Here is a 23773-nt window from a genome sequence, read left to right as displayed (position 1 = left end):
GGTCATCATGATTCTGTTTACATGATGCTCATCATGAAAACGGAATTCCCAAGGAGAAGTTTCGATGTCTGCTAAACCTGCTGTCTTGATCACTGGCGCGTCCACGGGTATCGGCGCCGTCTACGCCGACCGTTTCGCAAAGCGCGGTCATGACCTCGTGCTGGTGGCGCGCGATCGCGCCCGCATGGAAGACCTCGCGGCGCGCCTGCGCGAGCGCGATGGCGTGAACGTGGAAGTCGTGCGCGCCGATCTGGCCTCGCACGCCGACCTTGCGCTGCTGGAGGCGCGCCTCGCCGACGACGCACGCATCGGTGTGCTGATCAATAACGCGGGCGCGAGCCTGCCGGGCACGTTCGTCGAGCAGGGCCCGGACGCCGTGGCCGGCCTCATCGGTCTGAACGTTACGGCGCTTGCGCGCCTCGCCGCGGCAGTCGCGCCGCGTTTTGCGCGCGAAGGCAAGGGGGCGATCGTGAATGTCGGCTCCGTCATTGGCCTCGCACCCGAGTTTCGTTCGAGCGTGTACGGCGCGACGAAGGCGTTCGTGCTGTATTTCTCGCAGTCGTTGAATCTGGAACTCGGTGCGAAGGGCGTGTACGTGCAAGCCGTCGTGCCTGGCGCCACGCGCACCGAAATCTGGGAGCGCTCCGGCAAGGACGTGAATGCGTTGCCGGCCGTGATGGAAGTGGACGATCTCGTCGACGCGGCGCTCGTGGGCTTCGACCGGCGCGAGACGGTGACGATCCCGCCGCTGCCCGACGCGCAGCAGTGGGACGACTACGAAGCGGCCCGCTCCGCAATGTTCGCGAACTTCGGTCAGTCGCAGCCAGCGGCGCGGTATCGCGAAGCCATGTAGTCCGATGTATTGCGGGCGGCCAGTGGCCGCCCACGGTCCATGGCGAGCCGCGAGGCGCGGCCGCCGTCCCAGCGCATCCTCACTCCCACTCTCATCGGCTCGCGTCCGCAAGCCCGGCTAGCCTCTTCCCCGCAGTCCTCCCTTCGCTTTAGCCCGTTCGCAAATTCAGCGGTTTCCGATATCGCGAGTGCCCGATTCGCGCAATGCTGCGCGCGAGTCTCCCGCATGATCGCGTGGCCGGCCATTCCCGGCGCGCGGGCGCGCGGCGCCCTGTACCATTCACCGCACGCCGCCCGGCAATGGCCACGCGGCGCGCGCGCAAACGAGGACCGGTCGATGCAACGAATAACACGAACAACTCGCGGGTGGTGGACGTTGGCGCTTGCCCTGGTGCTGGGCTTATGCATGGCCTGGGCGTGGCGCGCCTACGCCGCGCGCGCGGTGAGCGTATCGCCGCAGGGCACCGTGGCGCAGGTGCGCCAGGTGGTGGTGAAGTTCGATGAGGCCATGGTGGCGTTCGGCGCGCCCGATGCGAAGGACCCCGCGCGCCTGCAATGCAGCAATGCGGCGGCCAGCGCGGGCCAGGGTCGGTGGATCGACGGGAAAACGTGGGCATATGATTTCGCGGCCGATCTGCCGCCCGACGTGCAGTGCAGCGTCACGCTAGTCGACGCAATCAAATCGCAGGCGGGCAACGTCGTGACGGGCGTGCGCCGCTTCACGTTCTCCACGGGCGGCCCGTTCCCGGTGAGCGTGCGTCCCTATGGCGGCGAAATAGAGGAAAACCAGGCATTCGTGCTGAAGCTCAATGGCCCCGCCACGCCGGCTTCCGTGCGCGAACACGTGTGGTGCGAGTCGGGCGGACTCGGCAACCGCATTCCGGTGCAGCCTGTCGATGCGTCCACGCGCGCGGCGCTGCTCAAGCATTTCCGGCTCGAAAAGGACAGCGCGAGCGTGCTCACGCTCACCTGCCAGCAAACGCTGCCCTCCAGCGCGAAGATGCAGCTCGTGTACGGCAAGGGCGTGCTCGGACCGAACGGGACGCCCAACGACGTGGAGCGCCGATTCGATTTCACGGTGCGCGAGCCGTTCACTGCGAGCATGAGTTGCGAGCGCGAGAATGCGAAGGCACCATGCACGCCGCTGCGGCCTTTGCGCATCGACCTGAGCGCGCCGATTGCGCGCGCCGACGCGCAGAAGTTCCGTCTGCAAGGGCCGAAGGGGGAAGTCGCGCCGACTTTCCGCCCCGATGACAAGAGCAACGAGGTCAGTTCGATTTCGTTCTCCGCGCCTTTGCCCGAGCGCGCGACGCTTACGATCACCGCACCCGCCGGGCTCAAGGACGTAAGCGGGCGAGCGCTCGCGAACGCCGATCTGTTCCCGCTGCGTACGGCGACCGCGCCGATGCCGCCGCTCGCGAAATTCCCGTCCTCGACCTTCGGCATCATCGAGCGCTACGCGGAGCCCGGCACGCCTCCGCTCGTGCCGGTCACGCTGCGCAACGTCGAAGCCGACCTGCACGTGCAGGGGCTCAACTCGGGCGAGGCGAAGTTCGCCAGGCTCGCGGTGCAGTCCGATACCGACATGCGCCGCTGGATGCGCCTCGTCGACCAGTTCGACAATTTCGGCATGAGCGAAACGTCGATCGACAAGCTGATGCCGGGGCTGCTCGCGCGCGCGAAGTCGCCCGTGGTGATTCCGCGCACGACGGGCGAGGAGGACGACGACGCGAAGGCGCGCATCATCGACGTGCGCTCGCTCTCGTTGCTCGACGGCCAGCCCGGCGTGCAGACCCTCACGCTGCCCAAGGCCGACCCAAAGGCGTTGCGGCCGTTCGAAGTGGTGGGCATACCCGTGCCGAAGCCGGGCTTCTACGTGATCGAACTCGCTTCGCCTGCGCTGGGCGCGTCGCTGCTCGGCAAGCCCGCGCCCATGTACGTGCGCACGGCCGTGCTCGTCACCAATCTGGGCGTGCACTTCAAGCAGGGTCGCGAGAACAGCGTGGTGTGGGTCACCTCGCTCGACAAGGGCGAGCCGGTCGCAGGCGCCGACGTCCATGTATCGGATTGCAATGGCGAGACGATCGCCACGGGAAAGACGGATTCCCATGGACTCCTGACGATAGACGGGCCGCTGTCGAATCGTCGCGACTGCGGCGAAAACAGCTTTAGCGGACTGTTCGTTTCGGCGCGCATCGACGACCCGAAAGCAGGCCCCGACATGGCCTTCGTGCAATCGGACTGGAATCGCGGCATCGAGTCGTGGCGCTTCAATGTGCCGACCGACACGAGCCTGCAACCCACGGTGCGCGCGCATACCGTGTTCGACCGCACGCTGCTGCGCGCGGGAGAGACGGTGTCGATGAAACACTTCATCCGCGCGCAGACGATGCATGGTTTTGCACTCCCGCAGCAGTACCCCACACGCGTGACGATACGTCATGCCGGCAGCGGGCAGACATGGCATCTGCCGCTCAAGTGGGCCGCCGATCATACGGCGGACTCGACCTTCGTGTTGCCGCCCGAAGCGAAGCTCGGCGAATACGACGTCTCGCTCGACGACGGGGACGCGAACGCGAGGACGGCAGGCGACGGCAACGACGAAGCCGACAACAGCGCGGACGCCATTCATATGAACTACGACAGCGGCAGCTTCCGCGTGGAAGCCTTCCGCTTGCCGGTGCTCAAGGGCACGATCGCCGTGCAGAACGAGAAAACGTCGCCGCTCGTCGCCGCCACCCAGGCGAGCGTGGCGGTGCAGATCGATTATGTGTCGGGCGGTGCGGCTTCGAATCTGCCTGTGCAGGTTTCCGCGCTCGTGAAGGACACCACGCCGTCGTTCGCCAGCACGTACAGCGATTTCAGTTTCGCGCCGTATGTGAGCCCGAGTCAGGCCGACAACACGTCCGAGGACGAGGACAGCGGCCCACGGGAGGACAACGAGGTCGCGAAGCTCGTGGCCGACAAGGAGCCGCTTACGCTCGACCGCAACGGTGCGGGCACGCTCGTGCTGAAGAACCTGCCGGCCGTGGACGCGCCCAAGCGCCTTGCGCTCGAAGCGACCTTCGCGGACCCGAACGGCGAAGTGCAGACCATCAGCGGCGCGGCCACGCTCTGGCCCGCTGCCGTGGTGGCGGGCATCAAGTCGGGGCATTGGGTCTCCGTGGGCAGGACCGTGCCGGTCACCGCACTCGCGCTCGATCTACAGGGCAAGCCGCACGCGGGCGTGAAGCTCGAAGTGCGCGGCGTGGCGAAGATCACGACGACTTCGCGCAAGCGCATGGTGGGCGGCTTCTACGCCTACGACAACCACACGGAAACGCGCGATCTCGGCACGCTGTGCAGCGGCACGAGCGACGATCACGGCTTGCTTACGTGCGACGCGAAACTCAAGGAAGCGGGCAATATCCAGCTCGTAGCGACGGCGCGCGACGGCGACGGCCATGCCTCCACGGCAACGACCTCGGTATGGGTCACGCGCGAGGACGAACTCTGGTTCGGCAGCGAGAACACGGACCGCATCGACGTGCTCCCCGAGAAGACGAGCTACGAACCCGGCGAGACCGCGCGCTTCCAGGTGCGCATGCCTTTCCGCTTCGCGACGGCGCTCGTCGCCGTGGAGCGCGAGGGCATCATCGAAACGCACGTGGTGCAACTCGACGGGCGCGACCCGACCGTCGAACTGAAGGTGAGCGACGCGTGGGGGCCCAACGTCTACGTCTCGGTACTCGCGCTGCGAGGGCGCATTCACGAAGTGCCGTGGTATTCGTTCTTTACCTGGGGATGGAAAGCGCCGCTCGAATGGGCGCGTGCGTTCTGGTACGAGGGGCGCCAGTACGAGGCGCCCACGCCGCTCGTCGATCTTTCGAAGCCGGCTTTCCGTTACGGGCTCGCGCAAATCCGCGTGGGCGACGCGGCGCACCGCCTCGCAGTGAGCGTGACGCCCGACGCGAAACGCTATGCGGTTCGCGCGACGTCGCACGTGCAGTTGCGCGTGCAGCAGCCGGGCGGCCAGCCGGTGCCGGCGGGTACGCAGATCGCTGTGGCGGCCGTGGATGAAGCGCTGCTCGAACTCATGCCCAATCGCAGCTGGGATCTGCTCGACGCCATGCTGCAGCAACGCGCCTACGGCGTGGAGACGGCGACGGCGCAAATGGAGATCGTGGGACGGCGGCATTTCGGGCGCAAGGCGGTGCCGGCGGGCGGCGGGGGCGGGCATGGCGCGACGCGCGAACTCTTCGACACGCTGCTCTACTGGAACCCGCGCATCACGCTCGATGCGAAGGGCGAGGCGCAAGTGAACGTGCCGCTGAACGACTCGATCACGCGTTTTCGTATCGTCGCGATTGCAGCGAGCGGGGTGGCGCGCTTCGGTACGGGCAGTGCGACCATCGAGAGCACGCAGGACCTGCAGCTGATCTCGGGCCTGCCGCCGCAGGTGCGCGAAGGCGACACCTTCCGCGCGCAGTTCACGCTGCGCAATACGACCGCGCGCGCGATGAAAGTGCTGGTCACGCCGAATGTGCCGCCGCTCGCGCTTGCCGCGCAGACTGTGGACCTCGCACCCAATTCGTCGCGTGAGATTGCGTGGACGGTTGCGGTTCCCGACGATCTCGCCGAAGCGGAGCGGCCCGCGCTCGTATGGAACGTGAGCGCGGCGGAGCAGGGCGGCGCGCATGCGGCCGACGCGGTGAAGCTCGCGCAGCAGGTGAGCGCGGCGATCCCCGTGACGGTGCAGCAGGCCACGCTCGCGCAGGTGGACGGCACGCTGTCGATTCCCGTCGCGCCGCCGGCCAATGCGAGCATGACGCGTGCAGGCACGTTGCGCGGCGGCATTGCGGTGTCGCTGCAGCCGAAGCTCGCGGACGGCCTGCCCGGCGTGCGCCGCTGGTTCACGCGCTACCCGTATTCCTGCCTCGAGCAGCAGACGTCGATCGCGATCGGCCTGCGCGACCCCGTGCGTTGGCAGGCAGAGCTTGCGCGCCTGCCGGTGTATCTGGACCGCGACGGCCTCGCGAACTACTTCCCGCCCGCCGACGACAGCGCGAGCCGCGGCAGCACCGCGCTCACCGCGTATCTGCTCACGGTGAGCGACGAGGCGTCGAAGCTCGACCCGCGTTTCGCGCTTCCCGACGCCTTGCGCAGCAAGATGGTGGAGGGCCTCACGCGATTCGTGGAAGGCCGCATCGAGCGCAATGCGTGGGCGCCGCGCCGCGATCTCGATCTGCGCAAGCTGGCCGCCATCGATGCGCTGTCGCGCTACGGCGGGGCGAACGCGCGCCAGTTCGGCTCGATCGAGATCGCGCCGAACCAGTGGCCCACGTCGGCGGTGATCGACTATGCGGAAAGTCTCGCGCGCATGCGCGACGTGCCGGATCGCGCGGAGAAACTGGTGCAGCTCGAGCAGATCCTGCGCGCGCGGCTCATGTGGCAGGGCACGCAGCTGACCTTCTCGACGGCCGCCGAAGACGACTTGTGGTGGCTCATGACGGGCACGGAGGTCAACGCGGCGCGCCTCGCGCTGGCCTTTGTCGACAACCCCGCGTGGAAGGAGGAAATGCCGCGGCTCGTGGCGGGCCTGCTCGCGCTGCAACGCAACGGCGCCTGGAGCACGACGACGGCGAACGCGTACGGCTCGCTCGCGGTCGAGCGCTTCTCGCGCGTGTTCGAGCACGATCCGGTGACGGGCGCGACGAAGATCCAGCTCGGCGATACGTCTCGCATCGTCGGCTGGAACGCGCCGGCGCAAGCGTCGGCGCAAGCTGCATCGGGCGCCAGCGGGGCCACGGCGGCGACGCGCAACGCACCCGCGCGCAGCACGCTGCTCGCGTGGCCAAAGCAGAACGCGGCTGCGACGCTCACGTTGACGCAGGAAGGAAGCGGCAAGCCGTGGGCCACGGTAGAAAGCCTCGCGGCGGTCGCATTGCGTGCGCCGTTCGCGGCGGGCTATCGCATCACGAAGACCATCACGCCGGTGGACGCCGCGGTGAAGGGCGTGTACACGCGCGGCGACGTCGTACGCGTGCGCCTCGACATCGACGCGCAAACCGACATGACGTGGGTCGTCGCGAACGACCCGATTCCCGCAGGCGCAACGATCCTCGGCTCCGGGCTCGGGCGCGATTCGGCCGTGGCGACACAGGGCGAGAAGCAGGACGAGAACGGTCCGTGGCCCGCGTTCATCGAGCGCGGCTTCGACGGCTATCGTGCGTACTACGAGTTTCTGCCGAAGGGCAAGGTCACGGTGGAGTACACGGTGCGGCTGAACAACGTCGGTACCTTCGGGTTGCCGCCCACGCGCGTGGAGGCGCTCTATGCGCCGGCCACGTTCGGCGTCGCGCCAAATGCGACGGTGGTCGTGAAGGCGGCGCCATGAATGGGCCATTCGCGCTACGGCATCGCGCGGCGTGCGCACTCGGCGTCGCCGCGCTGTGCCTCGTGCTGCTGCCGCTGCCCGCGTTTGCACTGCCGACTTTCGATGACGTGCAGGGCCAGTGGAAAAGCTCCGACTGGGTGCTGCTGGCGCGCGACGGCACGCCGCTGCAGCGCACGCGGGTGGAGCATACCGCGAGGCGTGGCGACTGGGTCGCGCTCGCCGACGTGTCGCCGGCGCTGCGCGAGGCGATCGTCGTTTCGGAGGACAAACGATTCTACGAGCACAGCGGCGTGGACTGGCGCGGCGCGACTGCCGCCGCCTGGGCGAACCTGTGGAGTACCCGCACGCGCGGGGCGTCCACGGTCACGATGCAGCTCACGGGACTGCTCGACGACGACCCAAAGCACTCGGGCCAGCGCTCGCTCGCGCAAAAGGCCGTGCAGGCCGTGGACGCGCTGCGGCTCGAACGCACCTGGCGCAAGGACCAGATTCTCGAGGCGTATTTGAACCTCGTGCCGTTTCGCGGCGAGACTGTGGGTCTTGCCGCGCTTTCGAAAACGCTGTTCGGCAAGGCGCCGTCGGGGCTCGACGAACGCGAATCGGCCGTCGCCGCCGCGCTGATCCGCGCGCCCAATGCACCTTATACGAAGGTCGCCACGCGCGCGTGCCGCATCCTGCGCGACATGCGCGCAGCGAACGTCGATGGCGGCTGCCCGAATCTCGACGCCTTCGTGCAGATGGCGTTCGCGCGCCCAGCCATCGCCTCCGACGATCCCTCGTTCGACGGGCGCAGCGAAAACTCGCCGCAGCTGGCACCCCACTTCGCGCGCCAGATCGCGAACGCCGTGCATCCCGCGCCCGGCACGCGCGTGCGCTCGACGCTCGATGTGAACCTGCAACGCTACGCGCGCGACACACTCACACGCACGCTCATCGAACTCAATGCGCGCGCGCATCCGCGCAACGTGCAGGATGGCGCGGTCGTCGTGCTCGATAACGCAACGGGCGAGGTGCTCGCGTGGGTCGGGTCGTCAGGCGGCCTGTCGAAGGCGCGCGAGGTCGACGCGGCGCTCGCGCTGCGCCAGGCGGGTTCGACGCTCAAGCCTTTTCTCTACGCCGAGGCCATCGACGAGCGCCGCGTGACGACCGCTTCGCTGCTCGACGACGCCCCGCTCGATCTTGCGGCGGGCGGCGGCCTCTACATGCCGCAGAACTACGACAAGGGTTTCAAGGGCTGGGTGAGCGTGCGCACCGCGCTCGGCTCGTCGCTGAACGTGCCGGCCGTGCGCACGCTCGTGATGGTGACGCCGCACCGGTTCGCGAAGACGCTCACGGCGCTCGGTTTGCCGCTCACGCAGACGGGCGACTACTACGGTTTCAGCCTCGCGCTGGGCAGCGCGGACGTGAGCCTCGTCACGCTCACGAACGCGTATCGCGCGCTGGCCAATGGTGGCGTCGTGAGTCCGATCGCCGAATTGCCTGCGTCTGCGCAGGCCGCGTCGAATAGCGCGTCAAAGCGGGTATTCAGCCGCGAGTCCGCGTTCATCGTCACCGACGTCCTCGCCGACAACAATGCGCGCACGCGCACCTTCGATTTCGACAGTCCGCTGGATACGCGCATGTTTTCCGCGGTCAAGACGGGCACGAGCAAGGACATGCGCGACAACTGGACCGTGGGCTTCACGTCGCGCTATACGGTGGGCGTGTGGGTTGGTAACGCGGATGGCTCACCCATGTGGGACGTGTCGGGCGTCACGGGCGCCGCGCCGGTGTGGGCCGCCATCGTCGGCTATCTGCATCGGCGCGTGCCGAGTGTCGCGCCTGCCGCGCCGCCGGGTGTCGAGCGCGTGCGCGTGCAGTTCGCCAATGCCGTGGAGCCGTCCCGCAACGAGTGGTTCATCGCGGGCACGTCCACGCCGCTAGTGGGCCTGGCATCGAATGCCGCCGAAATCGCGCGTGGGCCAGCGCAAATCGGCAGCCCCGTGGACGGCACCATTTTCGCGCTCGATCCCGACATTCCCGCGCAGCGTCAGCGCGTCTGGTTCGAGCGTGCGACGGGCTCGACCGCGCGCGTGAACTGGCGTCTCGACGGCAAGGCGTTGGGTGGCGCCGTGCGCGTCGCGTGGCTGCCCTGGCCGGGCAAGCACACGCTCGAGCTCGTCGATGCGAGCGGACAGGTGACCGATACCGTGCGTTTCGAGGTACGCGGCGCGCTTGCGAAGCCGCAGAAGTCGATGCGCGCCGACGCCGCGCAAGGCGGCGTGGCGCGCTGAGGGAGAGGCGAGCTTAATTCGCGGGCGCAGTCGCGGCGGTTGCCGCCGGTGCCGCTGACGCCGGTTGGGTGCCTTGCGCCCCCTGCTGCTGCAGCGTTTGCTGATTCCCTTCCCAGCCGCCGCCCAGCGCGAGGAACAACCGCACCTGGTCGAGCGCGACCTGACCTTCGGCCGCGGCGACCTGCGCGTGCACACTGGTGAGCGTGCGCGTGGCGTCGAGATCGGAGAGGAACGGTTCGCGGCCGGCCGCATAGAGACGATGCGTTTCGTCCGCCGACTGCTGCGCGGACGTGTAGGCCGTGCGCAGTGCATCGGCGCGCTGGTCGTCGGCGGCATAGGTCGCGAGGCTCGACTGCGTTTCGCGCAGCGCGTTGAGCACCACGCCGTCGAAGTGCGCGAGCGCGCCGCCCGTCGCGGCCTCTACGGCGCGCACGCGGTCGCGCTGGCCATTGACCGGGAAGGTCCAGCTGATCAAGGGGCCGAACGACCATGCATTGGTCGCGGGGGTAAACAGGTCGCTCGTCAGGCCGATCGTGCCCACGCCTGCGCCGAACGTGACGTCGGGGTACATCTCTGCGATCGCCACACCGATGCGCGCCGTCGACGCCGCGAGCTGGCGTTCGGCCTCGCGCACGTCGGGGCGGCGCTTGAGGAGCGCGGCGCCGTCGCCAACGGGAATCGGCTGCTTGAGTCTGGGCAGGCGCTTGCACGCGAGCGCGGCGGGCGGCAAGTCCCTGGGCGCGCGTGCGAGCAGCATGGCGAGTTGATACTGGGCCACGCGGCGGCGTCCCTCGAAGCGCGGGATATCGGCGGCGATCGTGTTGGCCTGGGTCTGCCCACGCGTCACGTCGGGCTGGTTGCCGCGGCCCGCGTCGCGCAGGCGCTTGGTGAGCGCCACGCGCTCGTTCTGCAGCTTGAGCGATTCCTGCGCGATCTCCAGTTCTTCGGCGGCCGAGCACGATTCCACGTAAGCCTGCGCCACGTTGGCGACCACGGTGATGCGCGCGAGATCGGCCGCGGCTTCCACGGCTGCGTCGTCGGCGCGCGCGGCTTCCACGCCGCGCCGAAGCTTGCCGAACAGGTCGAATTCGTACGAGATGTTGACGCCGAGGTCGCCCAGCGTCGCGACAGGCACCTTCTCGAACAGGAGGAACTGCTCGCCCGACACCTGCGCGCGCTCGGCGGAGGCATGCGCGTTGCCCGAGAAGCCGCCCTGTGCGTTGGCGACGTCGACGGCCGCGCGTGAGCGCGCGAGATTCGCCGCCGCCACGCGCAGGTCCGTGTTCGACTTCAGCGCTTCCTGCACGAGTTCGTTGAGCGTGGGGTCGTCATAGAGCTGCCACCAGTTGGCGGGCACGCCCAGTTGCGAGACGGGCGCACGGTCCGCGCCGTCGATCGGCCCTTGTGCGAGAGGTGCATTGACCACGGCTTCCTGCGGCACGTGGTAGTTGGGACCGAGCGTGATGCACGCGCCCAGCGCGAGCGTGAGCGGCGCGAGCGCGAGGTTGGGCCAGACGTTGGGCGACAAGCGGCGGCGCCAGAAACTACGGCGTGTCATTGCGAAGCTCCGGCAGCCTTGGAAGCGGCGGGGGCGCTCGCACCGGTGGCGGGCTGAGAAGCGACGGCGCCGCTTGCGTTGTTCGCGTGGGCGGCCTGGCGGTCGTTGCTCGCCTCCGTGCGCACGGCAACGGTTGCCGTGCGGCCCGCGATCATGCGGAAATCGGCGGGCACTTCGTCGAGCGCCACGCGCACCGGAATGCGCTGCGCGAGACGCACCCAGCTGAACGCCGGATTCACGTTGGGCAGCAGGTTCGGCGCCGCCTGGCGGTCGCGGTCCTCGATCGCCGCGACGATGCTCTGCACATGACCACGCAGCGGGCGCGTCTCGCCCATCACCGTGATCTCCACGGGTTGGCCGATCTGAATGCCGTGCAGGCGCGTTTCCTCGAAATAGCCATCCACGCGGAACGAATGCATGTCCACGACGGCGACCACCGCGCGGCCTGCCGTGACGTATTCGCCAGCCCGCGGCGCGCGGTCGTTCAAATAGCCGTCCACGGGGCTCACGATCGTCGTGCGCTGAAGATTGAGCCTGGCGGTGTCGACCTGGACCTGGGCGTCGGCGGCCGCGGCTTCGCCCTGATCGACGCGCGTGCGGCTTTCCTCCAGCGTTTCCGCCGCCACGAGATTGCCGAGCCCGATATTGCGCGCGTATTCGCGCTTCGCCTGGGCGAGCGTGGCCTTGCGCTGCTCGAGCGTGGCCTGCGCGAGGCGCAGCGCGAGCGAGTAGCGCGCCTGGTCGATCACGAACAGCACCTGGCCTTGCTTGACCTGCTGGTTGTCGACGACGTCGACGCGGGTGATGAGTCCGCCCACGTCGGGCGCGACCTGGATCACGTCGGCGCGCACGCGGCCGTCGCGCGTCCACGGCGAGAACATGTAGTAGTTGACGATGCGCCACAGCACGAGGGCGGCGACCACGACGACGATGAGCGTCAGCAGGATCTGTCCTGCGGAGAACCAGGTTTTTTTCACGTTCACGTTAATTCACGAAGCGATGCGACACGATGATGACGGCAGCCAGCACGAAGACATAGATGCCGAGATCGAAAATGGAACGATGCCACACGAGCCGGTAAAAGCCGACGCGCGTGAGCACCTTGCCGATCACGACATTGACGAGGTACGCGATCAGCATCAGCACGAGCACGGCGGGCACGAACACGCCAAAGATATCGATTTCGCCGATCATGATGCGGGTTTCGAAAAAGGATGAGAGGGATGCGCGCTCATGCCGTGGCCTCCGGGTTGGAAGGCGATTGCGCCGCAAGCGCCGGATAGAGCGCGATGCGCAGGCCCACCAGCGCGTGCAGCGTGTCGCGCAGCCAGCGCTGCGAGACGAGCGCGCGCGGCGCGGGCTGGGCATCGGCGTCGGCAAGCGGCAGTTGCGCGCGCGCGCGAGCCGCGACGCGTCGCATGGCGTCGTCGATGCTGGAGAGCAGCGCGGACGGGGCGTCCTGGCGCTCGCTCGCACGCGCGCAACGCGCATAGTGGTCGCTGACGCCCGCGAGCACGCGGTCGATCGCGTCGGGCACGTCGCCGTCGAGCTTGTGGCGCGAGCGGCGCAAATCGAGCGAATTGAGCGCGATACGCAGGTCGCGGAAGCTCTCGATCGACGGATGGCGGTGCTCGTCGGAAGCCGCGAGACGCGGAATGAGCTGCATGAGGCGATCGACCATGCGCGAGGTGAGATTGCGCTGATCCGCGATAGGCGTGGGCGATGCCGACAGCGCGACATCGCTCCAACTCGAGCGCAGGAGGCGCCGCGCCGCGAGTTCGGCGCCGAACGGGCGCGTGACGCGCGTCCACAGATAGGCGAACAGCAGGCCCGCCACCCCGGCAATATTGCTGTTCAGGAAGACAAAGAAGTCCGACTCGTAAGCACTCTGCACGCTGATGAAGGTGGCCGTGTTCACGGCCACGAGCATCGTCACCATGTTGAAGGCCGGGCGCGGAATGAGCGTGCCGATCAGGATGAACGGGCCCGCGAACAGCAGCACGAGCATCGCGAAGTCGTGCACCTTGGGCAGCGCGACGAACAGATAGAGGCCCGCGAATACCACGCTCGCCGCGGTGGCGAGGAAGAAGCGGAACACCAGCGGCGCGGGCTCGTCGGATGCCGCAAAAAAGCAGCAGGCCACGGCCGCGAGCGTCACCGCGCCCGCGCCGTCGTGCCAGCCCGAGCTGACCCATAGCCAGCAGGCGACGAGAATCGCGCTCATCGGCACGAGGCACGAGAACAGCATGAGGCCGCGATCGTAGAAGCGTTCGGTGCCGCCAAGGCGCCAGTGACGATAGCGCGGCCGCCACGAGCCGATTTTCGCTTCGTGCGCGATGAGCGCGCGCAGCGCGCGGCAGTCCTGCCACACGTCGATCACCTGGCCGAGCCGCCAGAGCGCGTTCGAGAGCAGCGCGCCTTCCCAGCTCGAGAGCGCGTCGCGGGCGGGCTGCAGTGTCGCGATGCGCTTGCGCAGATTCTCTGCGGTCGGGTCGCCCGCGTCATCGTGCATCTCGGCGGCGCGCGTGGGCAGCGGTTCGTCGAACCAGCGCGCCGCGTCGGCGAGCAGGCTGTCGAGGCCCTCCGGCCACACGTGCAGATCGCGGCGCAGCGCGACGAGCGGGTCGGCGAGCGCGGAGATCATCGGCAGAAAGAGCTGCATGCGCCCGCGCAGCGACTCGGCGCGCTCGAGGATCTCGGGGTGCGTGTGGTCGTAGCTCAACTGGCTCAGCAGGAATTCGAGCTGGTTGACCGTGGCGGCGAGACGTTGACGGCAGGCCGAAAGCGCCTTGCCCGCAATATGGCCCGAGAGCGTTTCGCTGCCGTACCAGGCGGCGTCGCGGAACCATGCGTCGGCGCGCTCGATGAGCGTGGGCGCGAGGCGGCTAGGCAGGATGTTGCTGCCCACCACGCTCGCGCAAATGATGCCGACCGTAATTTCCTGCGTGCGCGCGATCGCCACGTCGAACACGGTGGTGGGATCGGTCACGGTGGGCAGCGCGATGAGCGGCATCGTATAGCCCGCGAGCATGAACACGTAACTGCGCGCGGTGCGGTCGGAGATCGCCAGATAGAGTAGCGTGCCCGTCCAGGTCGCGACGATCGCGCTGAAGAGCAGCGGCGTTTCGACGAAGGGCGGCACGAGCGCAATGGCGGCGGCCGCACCGAGCGCGGTGCCGAGCGCGCGGTACAGGGCCTTCGAGCGCGTGGCGCCCACGAACGGGTTCGAGACGATGTACACGCTGGCCATCGCCCAATAGGGGCGCGGCAGCTGGAATTTGAGCGCGATATAGAGCGCCAGCATCGACGCGGCGAAGGTCTTGACCGAAAAGAGCCAGTCGCGGATGGAGGGGTAGGTCATGAGTCCGCTTTCTGCTTTCAGTCGTGTAAGGGCCGGTCAGCCTGGTCTGCAGGGGGAACTGCGTTGAACGCGTTGAGCACGCGCAGCGTCGCTTCGAGGTCGGCGCGGCTCACGCCCTTGAGCACGCGGGCGCGCAGCGAGCGCAGCTCGTCCTCCATGCGCTCGGTCACGGCGCGGCCTTCGCTCGTGAGCGAGATCGTTTTTGCGCGGCGGTCGTCGGGGTCTTCGTCGCGGCGCACGAGGCCCGCGGCGCAGAGCTGGTCGAGCAGGCGCACGAGCGACGGGCCTTCGATGCCCACGTGCTCCGCAAGCGTCACCTGGCGCACGGCTTCGCCAAGGCGCCCGGCGGTGAGAAGCGGCGCGGCGCATGCCTCGGAGACGTTGTATGCGGTGAGGGCGCCGTGCGTCGTGCGCCGCCATTTGCGTGCCGCCACGACGAGCGTGCTGCTGACCGCAAGGCGTAAAGTATGAAGATTCGACATCGGCGGATCATAGCCCAAAGCGATTCGATAGCAAACTATCTTTTTCTTTCGCAGCGCCACGAATCGGATGGTATGCGACTCGTCGGCGGCCTGCTTTCTATCTGATGCGGGGTGATGCGTACGGCCAACAGTGCGCGAAGCGCGCGGCTTTTTTGGCGTTGTTTTATACGCGCTTAACTATTTGACCAGCGGGAAAGCAGGGCGGGAAGCTGCACCATGTCGGTGAATACGTGCGCAACGCCCGCCTCGAGCAGCGCGTGCGCGCTGCTGTGGCCGGGCTCGGGGGGGCTGTAGCCGAACACGGTGGCGCCCGCGGCGAGGCCCGCACGCGCGCCCGAAACCGTGTCCTCGATGACGGCGCAGCGGGCGGGCTCCACGCCGAGGCCTGCCGCCGCCGCGAGATAGACATCGGGATGCGGCTTGCTGCGCGGCGTTTCGTGGCCGCTGTAGATGTGACCGGCGAAGCAGCCGAGCAGGTTCACCTTGCGCAGTTGCAGCTCGACCTTGCGCCGGTCCGCCCCCGAGGCGACGGCGATGCGCCCGTTCATGGCCGCGTACACCGCGCGCACGGCCGCGGGCGCGCCCGGAATCTCGACGAGATCGCGCTCCAGCGCTTCGTTGCGGCGCGCGCGAAAGCCTTCGAGCCAGGCGTCGGTAATCGCGAAGCCCGTATGCGCCTCGATGCGCGCTGCCTCGTCTTTCACGGCCTTACCGACGAAGATGCGCATGGCTTCGCCTACCTCGAGCGTCCAGCCGAGTTCGCCCAGCATCTGCGTGAGCACCACGTGCGTAATGCGTTCTGAGTCGACGAGCACGCCGTCGCAGTCGAAGAGGATGGCGTCGAAGGGGATGGGGGACATCGTTTGCCTGCGGTTGCTTTCAGTTGCCTGCGGTTGCGTCATGCGGCGCGCATCGGGAGCGCGCACGCAAGGGCGCGATGATAACCGGGGTCGTGATTGCGTGGGCTTTTCGCGGGCAAGCCGTGCAGGGTACGGCGTTGGTCGGCCCGTGTGAAACGATGGACAATAGCGTACCCAATCGCTACACCCCGCTCTGATGCCCACCGACGAAAAAACCCCCAACGAACTCCCCGGCCGTGCCAACTACACACAATTCGCCGACCGTTACGCGGAGCGGGCGCCCGTCAAGCCGCACAACGCGCTCTACGAACGTCCCGCCACACGCTCGCTGCTCGGCGCGGTGGCGGGGCTCGACGTGCTCGACGCAGGCTGCGGGCCCGGCATCGTGAGCGCGGAACTGGCGTGCGAGGGCGCACGCGTGCAGGCCTTCGACGTCACGCCCGCGATGGTCGAACTGGCGAAGGCGCGTTGCGCAGGCCTCGCGGTCGACGTCGCACAGGGCGACCTCGGCCGGCCGCTCGACTGGCTCGCGAGCGCCTCGGTCGACCGCATCGTGTGTTCGCTGGCCCTCGACTACGTCGAACACCTCACGCCGACGTTTCAGGAGTTTCACCGCGTGGCGCGCCCCGGCGCGCTGCTGGTGTTTTCGATGTCGCATCCCATGCGCGACTGGATCGACACGCGCACGCGCGGTTCGCGCACCTACTTCGAGACAACGCGGTTTGGCTTGCATTGGGGCGGCTTCGGCGAGCCGAAGCCGTGGGTGGAAGCGTTCAGACGCCCGCTTGCCGATATCTTCAACGCGCTCATGGAAGCGGGCTGGGCCATCGACCGCGTGCTCGAGCCCGTGCCGCAACCGGAAATGAAGTCGGTATCGCCGGCGCTGCACGCGGAACTGGCGCAGGCCCCGGCGTTCATCTGCGTGCGCGCACGGCGCATTTGAGTGGTCGAGCGGCGCCAGGCGCCGCAAGCGCTCAACGCCGTGCTTCGCGCGAGCCGGCCGAAAGCGACTCTTCGAGCGCGGCAACCCCGGCGGGCAGATCGACCTTCACGCCGAGATCGCTCATCGTGCGGCCAAGCGCGTGCACGGTGCGAAAGAGGTTGTGCTCACGGCACTGCTCGCCCATCTGCCCGATGCGAACGATCGGGAGACCGAACGATCCAGCGATCTCCACCTGGTATTGCTGCGAGATGTGATTGCACACCTCGCGCGCGGTGGCACCCTCGGGCAGCTCGATGCCGACCACGGAATTCAGGCGGCATGCTTGCGGCGTATAAAGCGCAAGGCCCAGCGCGCTCACGCCGCTTTGCAGCGCGAGCGAGCAGCGCAGATGGCGCGCAAAGCGTTTTTCGAGCGTTTCCGTGCACACGAGGCGCAGCGCTTCGTGCAGCGCCAGCACGCCCGAGACGGGCGCGGTGTAGTGATAGCCGGCGTTGTGCCAGAAGTTTTCGGCGAGCATGGCGTCGAGGCACCAGTGCGTATTCGGCGCGGTGCGCGTGCGCACGCGCTCCCAGGCCGCGTCCGAAAAAGCGATGAGCGAAACGCCAGGGATCGAGGAGAGGCCTTTCTGGCCGCCCGTGATGACGACGTCGATGCCCCAGGCGTCCATTTCCAGCGGCATGGTGCTCAGCGTGCAGACGGCGTCCACCACCACGAGCGCGCCGGCGGCCTTGGCGAGCTGCACGATTTCCTTGAGCTCGCGGTTCCATACCGTATTCGAGGTTTCGCCGTGCACGATCGTGACGACGGCCGGGCGCGTGCGCTCGATGGCTTGCGCCACGGCTTCGAGCGAGGCGATCTCGCGGTTGGCCACGTCGAGCGTCGTGACCCCGGCGCCCACGCGGCCCGCCATTTCGGCCATGCGCTGGCTGAAGAAGCCGTTGACGATGGAGAGCACGCGGGTGCCCGGCCACGCGAGGTTCGAGATCGCCATTTCCATGGCCGCCGAGCCTGGGCCGGCCACGCCGAGCACCCAGTTCGAACGCGTCTGGAACACGTAGCGCGCCATCGTCTTCACCTGGTGAATGACGCGCGCCATGGTGTCGCCGAGGTGATTGATGACGACGGTGTTGGCCTTGGCCACGGCGTCGGGAATCGGCACGGGGCCCGCACCCATCATGAGGAGCGGTTCCTCGGGCAGGATGCGGTCGAGCGTTTCGACGCTGGGGCAAGGCACGGGCGCGGCCTCGGCTGCTGCCGCCGCTGTGCGCGAAGTGGCCAGCGGGTCGGGGTGGAGCGCGTTGTCGTTCATCTTGAGTACCTGGTTTGACCTGGAAAGGGGTTGCGTGAGACGCGCGCGATCGGCACGCGATCAGGCAGTGTTGTGCGGCGCGGCAGCGCTGGCCATGTACAGTTGCGCGGAATTTCGCTGAACAGTCGGATGGGCGGCGCTGCGGTCCGCTGCGGCGTTGCGGCAGCCACCCTATAATCAATCGCATCGCCCGATAATGCAAGGAAGACAGCGTATGTCGCAATTCGCCGTGGACAACCCATTTCTTGAAACGCTCGGCGTGAGCGTCGCGCAGTGGCGCGAGGGCTATGCGGAGCTCGTGATGCCCATCGACGCCTCGAAGCTCAATCGCCAGGGCGTGCTGCAAGGCGGCGCGATTGCCACGCTGCTCGACGCCGCTGCCGGCTACGCGGGGCTCTTCGCGCCGGTTGGCGACCCGCCGCGTCATGGCTTCACGCTCTCGCTCACGACCAACTATCTCGACAAGGGGCTTGGCCAGTTCGTGCGCGCGAAGGGCTTTCTGGAGCGCGGCGGCCGCTCGATCTTCTTTGCGCGCGCCGAGGCGTGGGTGGATGACCGCCTGCTGATCGCGAGTGCGCAGGGGACGTTCAAGTATTCGTATCCGAAGCAGGCGTGAGCGAAGCGCCTTCCGGTTGAATCGGTATCCGAATTAATTTCGCTGAAAAGCAAAAGCCCGCCACTTCGACCGAAGGGCGGGTTTTTTTCGCGCTGCGCGGACACTTATCCCAGCAGCAGCGCGTCGTCGTCGAGCCTCTCGTGGCGGGTCTGCTCGAACATGCGCAGCAGGTCCGGCACGTCGAGGCCGCGGCGCGCATCGCCCGAAACGTCGAGCACCACCTGCCCCTGGTGCAGCATCACCGTGCGCTGACCGTAGTCGAGCGCCTGGCGCATGCTATGCGTGACCATCATGGTCGTGAGCCTGGCCTCTTCCACGATGCGTGCGGTCAGCTCCAGCACGAACGCGGCCGTTTTCGGATCGAGCGCCGCCGTATGCTCGTCGAGCAGCAGGATGCGCGAAGGCTGCAGCGACGCCATCAGCAGACTAACCGCCTGGCGCTGGCCGCCCGAAAGCAGGCCGATGCGATCGGACAGGCGGTTTTCCAGGCCCAGATTCAACAGACGCAGCTTCGCGCGAAACAGCTCGCGATCCTGCTTTTTCAGTGCGGGGCCGAAGGCGCGGCGCTTGCCGCGCGCCATCGCGAGCGCCATGTTTTCTTCGATGGTGAGCGCCTCGCAGGTGCCGGCCATCGGGTCCTGGAACACGCGTGCGACGAGATGCGCGCGGTCCCATGCCTGCTTCTTCGTGACGTCGTGGCCGTCGATGGTGATCGTGCCGTCATCCACCCTCTGGTCGCCGCCGATCGCGTTGAGGAAGGTGGACTTGCCCGCGCCGTTCGAACCGATCACGGCCACGAACTGGCCGCTCGGGATCTCGAGCGTGAGGCCGCGCAGCGCGCGTGTTTCGATCGGCGTGCCGGGGTTGAAAGTCAGTTTGAGGTCTTTGGCGCTGAGCATCTCATGCCCTCCCGTTTTTGCGGCCAAACAGCTTCTTGCGCGTGGCGGGCAGCACGAGCGCGATCGTCACGAGCACGGCGGTGACGAGGTTCAGGTCCTGCGCCTTGAGGCCGATGAAGTCGCTGTTGAGCGCAAGCGCAATGAAGAAGCGATAGAGAATCGCGCCGAGCACGGCGGCGAGCGTGGTCAGCATGAGCCGGCGCGCGGGCAGGATGCTCTCGCCGATGATCACGGCCGCAAGCCCGATCACGATGGTGCCGATGCCCATCGAAATGTCCGAGCCGCCCTGGGTTTGCGCGAAGAGCGCGCCAGCCAACGCGACGAGCGCGTTGGAGAGCGCCATGCCGGCGAGCGTCGCGCGGCCCGTGGCGATGCCCTGTGCGCGCGCCATGCGCGGGTTCGCGCCGGTCGCGCGCAGCGCGAGGCCGTATTGCGACGAGAAGAACCAGTCCACGCCGAACTTCGCGGCCAGCACGACGACGAGGAGCGCGAGCGGACGCAGCACGTAGTCGGGCAGCCAGGCGGGCTGGATGATCGTGAATACCGTCGACTCGGAAATGAGCGGCACGTTCGGCGCGCCCATCACGCGCAGGTTGATCGAATAGAGCGCGATCATCATCAGGATGCTCGCGAGCAGATCCATGATCTTCAGGCGCACGTTGAGCCAGCCGGTGATGAAGCCGGCGATGCCGCCCGCAACGATCGCGCAGGCGGTGGCGAGAAACGGATCGTGACCGGCCGCGATCAGCGTGGCGGCGACTGCGCCACCCAGCGGGAAACTGCCGTCGACGGTGAGGTCGGGGAAGTTGAGGATGCGAAACGAGATCAGCACCCCGAGGGCCACGAGACTGAAGATCAGGCCGATCTCGAGCGCGCCCAGAAGCGAGTAGAGGGACATGGGGAAGAATCCTGTTGCGGTCTGCGACGGCGGTGCGCCGGAGTCGACGCGCGGCGCACCGCCCGGACGGGGCGGCGCGCCGTTGCGCACGGAAGTGGCCGTTATCGGGCCTGGCAGTGTGACTGCGCGCGGTGCGTCAAGCCGGCGCCTTACTTCACGACCGTGGTCGCGTCCTTGAGCAGGTCGGCAGAGAGCGTCACGCCCTGCTTCTGCGCGGCCGCCGGGTTCACGAACAGTTGCAGCTTGTTGCTGGTTTCCGAGGCGATCGCGCCGGGCTTCTCGCCCTTGAGGATGCGCACGACGACCTTGCCCGTCTGGTGGCCGAGGTCGCTGTAGTCGATGCCGAGCGCCGCGATGGCACCGCGCTTCACGCTGTCCGTATCGGAGGCGACGAGCGGGATCTTCGCGTCGTTGGCGACCTTCACGAGCGCTTCGTAGGCCGAAACGACGTTGTTGTCGGTGTTCGTGTAGATCACGTCGACCTTGCCGATCAGGCTCTTCGCAGCGGGGCCGATGTCCACGGTACGCGGCGCGGCGGCTTCCTTGAGCGTCATGCCCTGTTGCGCGAGCAGTTCCTTGAGCGCCTTCACGACGACGACCGAATTCGCTTCGCCGGGGTTATAGACCATGCCGACGGTCTTTGCGTTGGGCACGACGCGCTTGATGAGTGCGACCTGCCTGTCGAGCGGCAGCTTGTCGGACACGCCGGTCACGTTCGTGCCGCTCGGCGTCCACGTCTTGACGAGCTGCGCGGCCACCGGATCGGTCACGCCCGAGTACACCACGGGCACGGACTTCGTTGCGGCCACAACGGCCTGTGCCGAAGGCGTCGCGATGGCGACGATCGCGCTCGGGTTGTCGCCCACGAACTTGCGGGCGATCTGCGCGGCGGTGCCCGTGTTGCCCTGCGCGCTCTGGTATTCCCACTTGAGATTCTTGCCGGCGTCGTAGCCCGCGGCCTTGAGTTCGTCGCGCACGCCGTCGCGGATCGCGTCGAGCGCGGGGTGCTCGACGATCGACAGCACTTCCACGGTCGCGGTTTCGGTGGCGCATGCGGCGCCCGAAGTCAGCGCGAGCGCGGCGGTGCCGGCGATCAGGGAAAGGGTGGCGGCAGCGGCTGCCTGCTTGAAGGTCTTCATTCTGTTTGATCTCCCCCGAGTGCTGGGTACTTGCGGTTTTTTCGGATCTGCACGGTGCGGCGTCGCCGGCTTCACGCGTGGCGCGAGAGCACGCGGCATGCGCCGTAGTGGTGCATGCGGGCGCGGCGAGGGAGCGAGGATACCACCGTCTCTTGCGGGGCTGGAACGCTGAGGAAGGTCAGTGAGGCGGGCGCGCGACGGTGTCGCGCAGATTAATTCGAAGTCGCACGATCCGATTATGAGAAAAATCCGCGCTTTGGCGAGAGCTTTGCCGATTTCGGATTGCAGAGCGGAAAGCGGGGGTGATGCAGAATTTATGGCGACGGATCAATCTGCATAAATATTCAATTTTAAGGTTTTCGTAATATTTATCCTTTCGAATCAATGATTTGGCGCATTTGCATTTAGGGTATTCCCGTAACATTGAGAATATGACGCGTGCCTTTATTGCGATAATGAATTGATGGCGAATTTCCTTATCAGGCGCAATTCAGTGATCAGATTTCCTTGTAATTAAAATAACGATCGAGGGCGCGTTAAAATCAAGAAATCCAGTCGTTCCATACACCCGCGCCAGCCGGTCATCTTGACGGGGCAAGGGGGCCGACATCCGCCTGAAAGGCCATTTTCCCGAGCGTTTTCAAGTGCTTTCCAGCATGCCCCTCTATTGACCGATGTCAAAACTCAACTCGATATCCGAAAAAACCCTTGGTTGCGATGAAATGTGATTATTGATAGCATCCGCGGGTCGCTGATTCAGGCCGGTCCACCTTTCCGGTACGAATTGCAGCGAACGGGGCAGGCGGAATGCTTGCGCAACAGAGTCTGTAACTCAGCAGTCTCTCCGAACTCAGCCGCCTACCAGGGCGCTGATACACGCCGGGCCCCGTCACGTCTTTTTCTCTGGTGCTCGTCGTGGTTGTTCCCCACTGAAACTCATTGGGGCGCTGTTCGTTTGCGCAGGTCATCCCGTCTGACCGGTTGACCCGAAAACAATCGAGGAGCTCCTGATGATGCCGCTGTTGTCCCTTAACCGCCTTACCTCCGTTTCCGTGGCCGCCGCGCTGCTCGCCTTTGGTGCAAGCGCAAACGCCGACACCGTGAAGATCGCCATTGCCGGCCCGTTCAGCGGCCCGGTCGCCCAGTACGGCGACATGGTCAAGGCGGGCGCGCTGACTGCGATCGAGCAGATCAACGCCGCCGGCGGTGTGAACGGCAACAAGCTCGAGGCCGTCCTGATGGATGACTCGTGCGAGCCGAAGCAGGCTGTCGCCGTCGCCAACAAGATCGTTTCGCAGCACATCCAGTACGTCGTCGGGCACGTCTGCTCGGGCTCGACGATTCCCGCTTCGGACATCTACGAGAACGAAGGCGTCGTGATGGTCACGCCGTCGGCCACCGCGCCGCAGCTGACCGAAGGCAAGAAGCGCCAGTTCATCTTCCGCACCATCGGCCGCGACGACCAGCAAGGTCCGGCTGCCGCCGCCTACATCATCAACAAGGTCAAGCCGAAGAAGGTCGCGATCCTGCACGACAAGCAGTCGTACGGCCAGGGCATCGCCACGTCGGTCAAGGCCGCGCTCGACAAGGCGCACATTCCTGTCGTCGTGTTCGAAGGCATCAACGCCGGCGATTCGGACTACTCCGCAGTCGTCACGAAGCTCAAGTCGCAGGGCGTCGACTTCGTCTACTTCGGCGGCTACCACCCGGAAATGGGCCTGCTCATGCGCCAGTCGCGTGAACAGGGCGTGAAGGCCACGTTCATGGGTCCGGAAGGCGTGGGCAACAAGGACGTGACGGCCATCGCCGGCCCGGCTTCGGAAGGCATGCTCGTCACGCTGCCGGCCGACTTCGCTTCGGATCCCGCCAACGCGAAGCTCGTGAAGGCCTTCGCCGACGCCAAGCGCGACGCCAACGGCCCGTTCCAGATGCCGTCGTACGCGGCAGTCGAAGTGATCGCCGACGGCATTGCCGGCGCGAAGAGCACGGACCCGACCAAGGTTGCGGCCTACCTGCACAAGAACGCGTTCAACACGCCGATCGGCAAGGTCGAATACGACGCACAGGGCGACCTGAAGTCGTTCCGCTTCGTCGTCTACACGTGGCACAAGGACGCCACCAAGACCGCCGCGAACTGATCCCGGCGCTGCACACGGCGAACGCCCCGCCTGGTCCTGTGGCGGGGCGTTTTCATAGCGGTTGTGCGC

General features: G+C 67.0%; 16 protein-coding genes. 6 read left to right on the top strand and 10 right to left on the bottom strand.

All coding sequences use genetic code 11. The features are described from left to right. Positions 1 to 64 precede the first annotated feature (64 nt). The 3 genes from AB4Y44_RS15400 to pbpC all read left to right on the top strand — a co-directional run bounded on the left by AB4Y44_RS15400 (position 65) and on the right by pbpC (position 9501). Positions 65 to 853 carry an SDR family NAD(P)-dependent oxidoreductase gene (locus tag AB4Y44_RS15400; RefSeq protein WP_368700099.1) on the top strand — a complete coding sequence of 263 codons (789 nt, stop codon included), beginning with the start codon at positions 65 to 67 and terminating at the stop codon, positions 851 to 853. 336 nt (positions 854 to 1189) lie between these two features. Beyond that, positions 1190 to 7228 carry an MG2 domain-containing protein gene (locus AB4Y44_RS15395; RefSeq protein ID WP_368700098.1) on the top strand — a complete coding sequence of 2013 codons (6039 nt, stop codon included), beginning with the start codon at positions 1190 to 1192 and terminating at the stop codon, positions 7226 to 7228. Next, positions 7225 to 9501 carry a penicillin-binding protein 1C gene (gene pbpC, locus AB4Y44_RS15390; protein ID WP_368700097.1) on the top strand — a complete coding sequence of 759 codons (2277 nt, stop codon included), beginning with the start codon at positions 7225 to 7227 and terminating at the stop codon, positions 9499 to 9501. Before AB4Y44_RS15395 ends, pbpC begins: the two co-directional genes overlap by 4 nt. Before the next feature lie 13 nt (positions 9502 to 9514). Here pbpC and AB4Y44_RS15385 read toward each other — a convergent pair whose 3' ends face one another. From AB4Y44_RS15385 to AB4Y44_RS15360, 6 genes are all read right to left on the bottom strand, one after another. Beyond that, entirely contained in the window at positions 9515 to 11059 is a 1545-nt protein-coding gene (locus AB4Y44_RS15385) for an efflux transporter outer membrane subunit (protein ID WP_368700096.1), read from the bottom strand. Continuing rightward, on the bottom strand, positions 11056 to 12036 hold the full coding sequence (locus tag AB4Y44_RS15380) for an efflux RND transporter periplasmic adaptor subunit (RefSeq protein WP_368700137.1): 981 nt from the start codon (positions 12034 to 12036) through the stop codon (positions 11056 to 11058). Before AB4Y44_RS15380 ends, AB4Y44_RS15385 begins: the two co-directional genes overlap by 4 nt. 7 nt (positions 12037 to 12043) lie before the next feature. Then, positions 12044 to 12253 (bottom strand): DUF1656 domain-containing protein, encoded by a 210-nt coding sequence (locus tag AB4Y44_RS15375; protein ID WP_342947141.1) that lies wholly within the window; start codon positions 12251 to 12253, stop codon positions 12044 to 12046. Positions 12254 to 12290: 37 nt separating this feature from the next. Continuing rightward, positions 12291 to 14420 (bottom strand): FUSC family protein, encoded by a 2130-nt coding sequence (locus AB4Y44_RS15370; RefSeq protein WP_368700095.1) that lies wholly within the window; start codon positions 14418 to 14420, stop codon positions 12291 to 12293. Positions 14421 to 14437: 17 nt separating this feature from the next. Then, positions 14438 to 14902: a MarR family winged helix-turn-helix transcriptional regulator gene (locus tag AB4Y44_RS15365; protein WP_069266182.1), complete on the bottom strand. Its 465-nt coding sequence runs from the start codon at positions 14900 to 14902 to the stop codon at positions 14438 to 14440. Positions 14903 to 15075: 173 nt separating this feature from the next. After that, a complete protein-coding gene (locus AB4Y44_RS15360; RefSeq protein ID WP_368700094.1) occupies positions 15076 to 15762 on the bottom strand; it encodes an HAD family hydrolase in 687 nt (228 codons plus the stop codon). A gap of 196 nt (positions 15763 to 15958) precedes the next feature. On the opposite strand from AB4Y44_RS15360, the gene AB4Y44_RS15355 reads away from it, so the two are divergent. Then, positions 15959 to 16705, top strand: a complete 747-nt coding sequence (locus AB4Y44_RS15355; protein ID WP_342918689.1) for a class I SAM-dependent methyltransferase — start codon at positions 15959 to 15961, stop codon at positions 16703 to 16705. 31 nt (positions 16706 to 16736) lie between these two features. Here AB4Y44_RS15355 and AB4Y44_RS15350 read toward each other — a convergent pair whose 3' ends face one another. After that, positions 16737 to 17882 (bottom strand): alanine--glyoxylate aminotransferase family protein, encoded by a 1146-nt coding sequence (locus AB4Y44_RS15350; RefSeq protein WP_342918861.1) that lies wholly within the window; start codon positions 17880 to 17882, stop codon positions 16737 to 16739. 346 nt (positions 17883 to 18228) lie between these two features. Here AB4Y44_RS15350 and AB4Y44_RS15345 point away from each other — a divergent pair, with 346 nt between their 5' ends. Continuing rightward, positions 18229 to 18630 carry a PaaI family thioesterase gene (locus tag AB4Y44_RS15345; RefSeq protein WP_342918690.1) on the top strand — a complete coding sequence of 134 codons (402 nt, stop codon included), beginning with the start codon at positions 18229 to 18231 and terminating at the stop codon, positions 18628 to 18630. A gap of 104 nt (positions 18631 to 18734) precedes the next feature. Here AB4Y44_RS15345 and AB4Y44_RS15340 read toward each other — a convergent pair whose 3' ends face one another. The 3 genes from AB4Y44_RS15340 to AB4Y44_RS15330 form a co-directional block, all read right to left on the bottom strand. After that, positions 18735 to 19529, bottom strand: coding sequence for an ABC transporter ATP-binding protein (locus AB4Y44_RS15340; RefSeq protein ID WP_368700093.1), 795 nt, complete (start codon positions 19527 to 19529; stop codon positions 18735 to 18737). Position 19530: 1 nt separating this feature from the next. Then, positions 19531 to 20427, bottom strand: a complete 897-nt coding sequence (locus tag AB4Y44_RS15335; RefSeq protein ID WP_342918692.1) for an ABC transporter permease — start codon at positions 20425 to 20427, stop codon at positions 19531 to 19533. Between the two features lie 149 nt (positions 20428 to 20576). After that, positions 20577 to 21566 carry an ABC transporter substrate-binding protein gene (locus AB4Y44_RS15330; protein WP_368700092.1) on the bottom strand — a complete coding sequence of 330 codons (990 nt, stop codon included), beginning with the start codon at positions 21564 to 21566 and terminating at the stop codon, positions 20577 to 20579. A 1022-nt stretch (positions 21567 to 22588) separates the two neighbouring features. On the opposite strand from AB4Y44_RS15330, the gene AB4Y44_RS15325 reads away from it, so the two are divergent. After that, positions 22589 to 23704: a branched-chain amino acid ABC transporter substrate-binding protein gene (locus AB4Y44_RS15325; protein WP_321927790.1), complete on the top strand. Its 1116-nt coding sequence runs from the start codon at positions 22589 to 22591 to the stop codon at positions 23702 to 23704. The last annotated feature ends 69 nt before the right edge of the window (positions 23705 to 23773 follow it).

The organism is Paraburkholderia sp. BR10937 (genome assembly GCF_040965695.1).
In the GTDB taxonomy this organism is placed as follows: domain Bacteria; phylum Pseudomonadota; class Gammaproteobacteria; order Burkholderiales; family Burkholderiaceae; genus Paraburkholderia.
This window is presented reverse-complemented; position numbering and strand designations above follow the sequence as displayed.